This is a genomic window from Spirulina sp. CCY15215 (assembly GCF_016888125.1).
Classification (GTDB): domain Bacteria; phylum Cyanobacteriota; class Cyanobacteriia; order Cyanobacteriales; family Spirulinaceae; genus CCY15215.
Map to the genome: position 1 here is coordinate 1 of NZ_JACSWA010000234.1, position 6,303 is coordinate 6,303.

The following is a 6,303-nucleotide window of genomic DNA, read 5'->3' on the forward strand; positions in this document are numbered from 1 at the left end:
TAACAAGCGGGCAAGATGCCCGCACTACTGTAATTATTGAATATTATCGTAGTGGGAGCGTCTCGCTCCCTAGATTTTTAATGATAGTATTCATGCGAATTTGATATTTTATAATTTTATCATTTTATTGCACTTTCATGCCAGTTTCTTAATAAATATTCAGATAGAAAGGTAAGAGCAACAAAAATCAGAACACCTAACACCGTTGTCATTAATAATGCGGCAAACATTCGCGGGATTTGGAGATTGTAACTAGACATCAGAATCTGATAAGCAATACCCGATCGCGATCCCCCCGTCCCAGCCACAAATTCCGCTACAACTGCCCCAATTAACGATAAACCACCACTAATTCGTAATCCTCCTAAGAAGTAGGGTAATGCACTCGGTAAGCGCAAATAAATTAACGTTTGCCAGCGCGAGGCTTTGTAGAGTTTAAAGACATTTTGTAAATTGCGATCGACGCTATTTAAACCGAGAGTTGTATTAGAAACAATGGGGAAAAATGCTACAATCCACGCACAAATTACTAAAGCCGCAAAAGTATTGTTCCCCGACCACATAATGATGAGAGGCGCGATCGCCACAATAGGAGTGGTTTGTAAAATGACAGCATAGGGGAAAAAACTACGTTCGATCCACTTACTCTGGGCAAATAAAATAGCAATAAAAAGCCCCGATCCTGTTGCAGCTAAAAAAGCAAAAATTGTAATTTGTAAAGTGATTAAAAGAGCCGGAAAAAGAGTTGGCCAATCTTGAATTAAAGTTTGCAGGACTAAAAAAGGACCTGGCAATAAATAAGTAGGTAACTCCATAATTCTCACAAATCCTTCCCAACCCAATATTGCCAAAATACCGACAATAATAGGGGCAATAATATCGGGAGAAAGAATTTTTTGAAAAAGGCGATCGCCGGAGAAACGCGACGAAACAGAATTTGTTAATACTTCTGGTTTTGTTATAGATTGAGGAGATGTTTTCATAGCAATTATCAAAAGAACTGAGTCAAACAAAGAAATAATTAGAAATAATTATTCAAGATTGCATTGCTTCTCGTAATTTAAGAGAAACTTGCCGACAATATTCATTACAGATCGTCGAAGTCCGAAAATCTTCACTGCGAGGATAAGGTGCAGAAATGGGAATTTCAGCAAAAATATGACCGGGATGAGATGACATCACCAAAACTCGATTAGATAAATACACTGCTTCGTAAATATTATGGGTGACAAAAATAACCGTCCAATTTTTTTCTTGCCAAAGTGTTAAAAGTTCGCTATTTAACTTTTCTCTGGTTAGTTCATCTAATGCCCCAAAAGGTTCATCCAGCAGCAAGATTTGCGGTTGTGTAACTAAAGCTCTGGCAATAGAAACGCGCATTTTCATGCCTCCAGAAAGTTCGCGAGGATAGCATTTTTCAAACTCTGTTAAACCGACGAGATCGATCGCTTCTCGAACTAAAATATTGCTTCTATTGCTAGGAATTCTCGCTAATTTTAATGGCAAGTATATATTATCTCTTACTGTTGCCCAAGGCATGAGGGATGCTTCTTGAAAAACGAATGCTAGATCGCGATCGCGCAATTTATTTGAGTCCATATTGCTATATTTCTCACCCCATAACATATTACCAGAACTTGTTGGTTCTAAGCCTGAAATTAGTTGCAATACGGTACTTTTTCCACAACCCGAAGCCCCAACTAAACTCACAAAATCTCCCGCACAAACTTGTAAGTTTAAATCTTGGACAGCAACAGTATTATTAGGATAAGTCTTGGTAATGCGATCGAGGGTTAATACAGTAAATGTTTCCATATTATTTATCAATTATCGGCGAGTAGCTATCAACGTATTTTGCTCTAATTTTACTCTAATTTTATTCTAATACTTTGCCCACAAAATCTAAAGTAAAGGCTTTTTGATAATCGGTATCTGGTTTAGATATGCCAGCCTCTACCATTGTATCAAAAAATGTTTTCCAGCGTTCTTCGGTCATTAAACCGATTCCTTTTTCTTTGGTTTCTTCAGACAAAATAATGTCATATTCTTTAATTTTTTCAAGACTATAGGCAATTAATTCATCGGTCATTTCTGGATTATCTTTCTTAATCAGTTGATTTCCTGGTTCTGGATTATCGAGATAACTGTACCATCCTTTTATCGAAGCATCCACAAATCGCTGTACTAAATCAGGATTATTTTCAATCATTTCTCGACGAGTTTCAATCGTCGTCGCATAAGGTGTATAACCATAATCCGCAAGAAGAAAAACAAGGGGTTTAAATTTACCTTCTCGTTCAATCTTTAATGGTTCCGAAGTTAAATAACCTTGTTGAGAGGAATTTTTATCGAGTAAAAAAGGTCCGATAGTAAAGTTATAAGGACGCTTTTGATCATCAGTAAAACCATATTTTGCCTTGAGAAATGGCCAATAAGTTATATTTGCACCCGATGAAACATAAATCGGTTTACCCTTTAAATCTCCTAATGTTTTAATGCCTATATCGGGGTGAGAAATCAACACTTGGGGATCTTTCTGAAAAATAGCAGCAACGGTAACAACAGGAATGCCCTCTTCAGCCCCTTTAAGCGTCCCTAAACCTCCTCCCATAAAAAAGTCGATCGCGCCAGACATTAAAAGTTGTATACCATTAACTTGAGCGCCTCCCATTTTAATCGTCACATCTAAGCCATATTCTTCATAAATACCCGTGGCGATCGCTTGATAAAATCCCCCATGTTCCGCTTGAGCGTACCAATTTGTACCATAGACAATTTTATCAAGGACTGGTTTCCCTTCCTTTTTTGGCGATGACTCGGGGGCGCGATCGCCACAAGCAGCAAGCATTGTCCCAGTTAATGCAAGAGAACTATAACGAATGAATTGACGGCGCTTCCAGTTAATTTCTTTCATTTAGGGGGCATTTAACGTAATCTCTTGAACTTAACAATCGCACCCGATCGCATTTTATCCTTCTGGAGTGCAAACGCGATCGCGCCCCTCCACTTTAGCGCGACTTAGCGCCATCTCTGCACTATGCAGTAAGGCCTCGCGAGTCATGCCATTTTGCGGGAAAATTGCCATACCGATAGAAACGGAAATGCGATCGCATTGCTGATTGGAGTATTCAAAATTGAGATGCTTCACTCCTTCTCGCAATTGTTCCGCCCGCACTTTAGTTTCCTCCCAAGAACTATCTGGCAAAACTAACATTAATTCTTCTCCGCCATATCGTGCAGCTAGATCGGCTTTTTGTAAGCTGCGTCGCAGGAAGCCTCCCAAAGTTTTCAAGACCAGATCTCCTGCTTCGTGGCCAAAAGTATTGTTAAAATTGCGAAAATGGTCGATATCGAGAAGAATGACCCCGATCGCCCGATTTTGTCGCGCCGCACTGTAAACTTCTCGTTCTAGTGCCTCCTCCAAATAACGACGATTGTGTAGTCCTGTCAACGCATCTCGAACGCTATCGATCTGCAAATTTGATCGCAGCTTAATATTCAACAAAGAAACTCCCAATTGTTCCGCCACAGTTTGCGCGAATTGTTGCCGTCCAGGGGAGAGAATGCCCCGCTCTGGAGAGGTAAGATAAAGTAACCCTAAAGTTTGCCCTTGAGCAATGAGAGGAACACTCAACGTCTCTGCTGGCATAGGATCGCTATGAACGTGCTTGCTGAGAAGGCGAGGATGGGACTCATCTACCCAGTGAACTTTTCCTCGTCGCAATGCCCAACTGTCCTCGGGAGAAAATATTGTTTCGCTATTGAAGTGAGTTCCCCAAGAGGCGATCGCCTCTACCAAATTTCCCCCCTCATTCAAGACAAAAACGCCACCGGAACAAGTGGGGAATAAAGGAGCCATCAGTTCTGCAATGACATTGTAAGCCTCTTCCGTGGTTAGGCTGGCTTGCAGAAAATCCGCCAGTTCCCCCAATCTTTCCATGCCTTGGCGACGGGCATCCAGTTCCAGGGTAGAATCTTCCAATTCTTCATTGGTGCGGCGTAGGGCTTCAGCCTGCTGTCGTCGTTCCGTTACATCCTCTACCATATAGGAAAAGCGCTGTTGTCCTGGAATTGGACAAACCGTAGCCGACAACCAGCGAATGTCCGTTTCCCCGTCATCTACATCCATTTCGTAAGCATATTCAAACTGGATCGGCTTACCTATTTGGCGACTTTCATTGCAATGATCGATCCAGTAGCGGCGAATATCTTCAGGTACTCCCATATCACTCGCCAATTGGTTGTGCATGGTGATGGGAGAAAGGCGGAAAAATTCCGTCGTTACTGCATTATCGGAAATATGGCGCATATCGTTGTCAATAAGCTCGATAATGCCCATCATCATCGAGGTACTGTTGTAGAAGCTATTCAGGGTCGATTCCGTCGCCATGAGAGCAGATTTCGCCGCGACGCGATCGCCGACATCTTCCACGACTCCGAGGAAATATTCTACATCTCCCATCGGGTTGCGAACCACGGAGCCGCTTAGATTCACCCAAATTTCTGCCCCTTCTTTATTGAGATAGCGCTGTTCTACGGAGATATGAGATAAATCTCCTTCCACCAGTTGGCGAAATTGGGCGATCGCATTGCCTAAATCCTCTGCATGGGTCAACTCTTGGAACGTTTTCTCCTGTAATTCCCCTTCGCTATAACCCAATAATTGGCTAAATTTAGGATTCACTTTTAAGAATTGTCCAGACTTGTTAGTTTGAATAATACCCACCCCAGAGCGATCGAAAAGAGTGCGGAAGCGCTTATCTAATTCTTGCATCGACTCTTCTGCATGATTCCGTTCCGCCATTTCATGGAGAAGTTCCTCATTCAAACTCATTAACTGAGTCGTGCGTTCTTCTACTCGCAATTCTAATTCTTCATTGAGACGTTTTAACGCATCTTCTGCTTGTTTGCGTTCGCTAATATCGCGAACGATGAGGGTATAGCGCTTGAATTTGCCTTTGGTGAGGCGAGAAGCAGCAATTTCAATGGGAAAAATTGTCCCATCTTGGCGCTGTCCCATTAACTCCCGTTTGGCGGACATGGGGAGTGGGGGAGTGGGGGGGGAAGTATTGGGGGTAACTTCGATTTCTTGGATATTACTTTCAGGGGAATTCTGGGGAGGAGTGGGTTTTAGGGCATTTGTACCGAAGAGGGCGGCTTCTACTTCTCCTTCCTTGAAAGAAAGTAGAAGATTATCGATATTTTGGCCGAGGACTTGTTTTGCACTATAACCGAATAATTTTTCGGCGCTGCTGTTGAAGGTTTCGACGATGGCGCGATCGTCAATGACAATGACTCCATCGGCGGCAGTTTCTACAATAGCGCGGTTTTTGCGCTCGCTTTCTTCTAATTCCTTCAACATAGGGCGACTCAGCCGCAGATAGGCGATCGCGCCGAGGGTACTGGCTACAATTGCCGCCACGATTCCCAACAGGGCAATTTGCAGGAAGGGGGCGCGGAACTCATCAAGGTCAATTTTGACCACCACCCCCAAATCGCTATCTGCAACGGGTTCGTAGGCAGCAATCACCTCGATTTGGCGATAGTCTTGACCAATTAAACTGCCGGATTCTCCCAGAATAGCTTTATGGGTAGGTTCCGCCCGATCTTGTTGTACCAGGGGGATCGGGGTAGGGGTGCTGGTTTGGTTGTTGCGCTGGCTGAGTAAAAAAACAATGCGATCGCCGTCGCGTTTGGCGAGGAGAATTTCTCCAGTTTTGCTAGATTCGGGGGAGGCTTTGAGGGTCTCTGTCAGGGTTTTAACGAGGGCTTCTTCATTCTCCTCCTTCCCCTTAAGCGCTTCCAGGGAACGCGCTTGGCGTTTTGCTTTGTCTACCAATCGCCCTTGTTCTTGTTGTAGTGCAGTCTGATAGAGAAAATAAATACCGGTCCCCGCGACAACGACGGAAAAGGTTGTCATGGTGAGAATCAGTAGTCCTAGGCGCTGGCGATTTTTCATCAGAAAAATGAGTAGAAACCCCGTCCTTATAGGACGGCTTTATCTTGCCTCGTTATCGCCTTGGAGTTGTTGAATTAGGGTGCTTTTGTATTGCACTTTTAACAGGACAATTACTGTATCTAACTAAACAACTCTGTACGCATAACGATGTTTTGCTCTTTCGAGCCTCCCTTTCGGGGTAATGTTAGCTTCGACTCTCTTGGTCAGCATTCCCTAGGCGAATTCGATTCGCCGGGGTCTGACCGCTATGTTATTTTAGCTTGTTAGGTTAGCAGCACTATTTCAGTGACCTTAAAATTGTTTAACTGCTAACGACAGAGCGGGGAACTAGCTTCGCATTCCCA

General features: G+C 43.3%; 4 protein-coding genes. All 4 read right to left on the reverse strand.

The annotated features are described in order from the left end of the window. Positions 1–119: 119 nt before the first annotated feature. The 4 genes from JUI58_RS01590 to JUI58_RS01605 all read right to left on the reverse strand — a co-directional run bounded on the left by JUI58_RS01590 (position 120) and on the right by JUI58_RS01605 (position 5,959). A complete protein-coding gene (locus JUI58_RS01590) occupies positions 120–983 on the reverse strand; it encodes an ABC transporter permease (protein WP_204101992.1) in 864 nt (287 codons plus the stop codon). Between the two features lie 52 nt (positions 984–1,035). Continuing rightward, positions 1,036–1,815: an ABC transporter ATP-binding protein gene (locus tag JUI58_RS01595; RefSeq protein ID WP_204101993.1), complete on the reverse strand. Its 780-nt coding sequence runs from the start codon at positions 1,813–1,815 to the stop codon at positions 1,036–1,038. Between the two features lie 61 nt (positions 1,816–1,876). After that, complete coding sequence (locus tag JUI58_RS01600) at positions 1,877–2,914, reverse strand: ABC transporter substrate-binding protein (RefSeq protein ID WP_204101994.1); 1,038 nt, start codon at positions 2,912–2,914, stop codon at positions 1,877–1,879. A 54-nt stretch (positions 2,915–2,968) separates the two neighbouring features. Continuing rightward, positions 2,969–5,959 (reverse strand): PAS domain S-box protein, encoded by a 2,991-nt coding sequence (locus JUI58_RS01605; RefSeq protein WP_204101995.1) that lies wholly within the window; start codon positions 5,957–5,959, stop codon positions 2,969–2,971. Positions 5,960–6,303 lie beyond the last annotated feature (344 nt).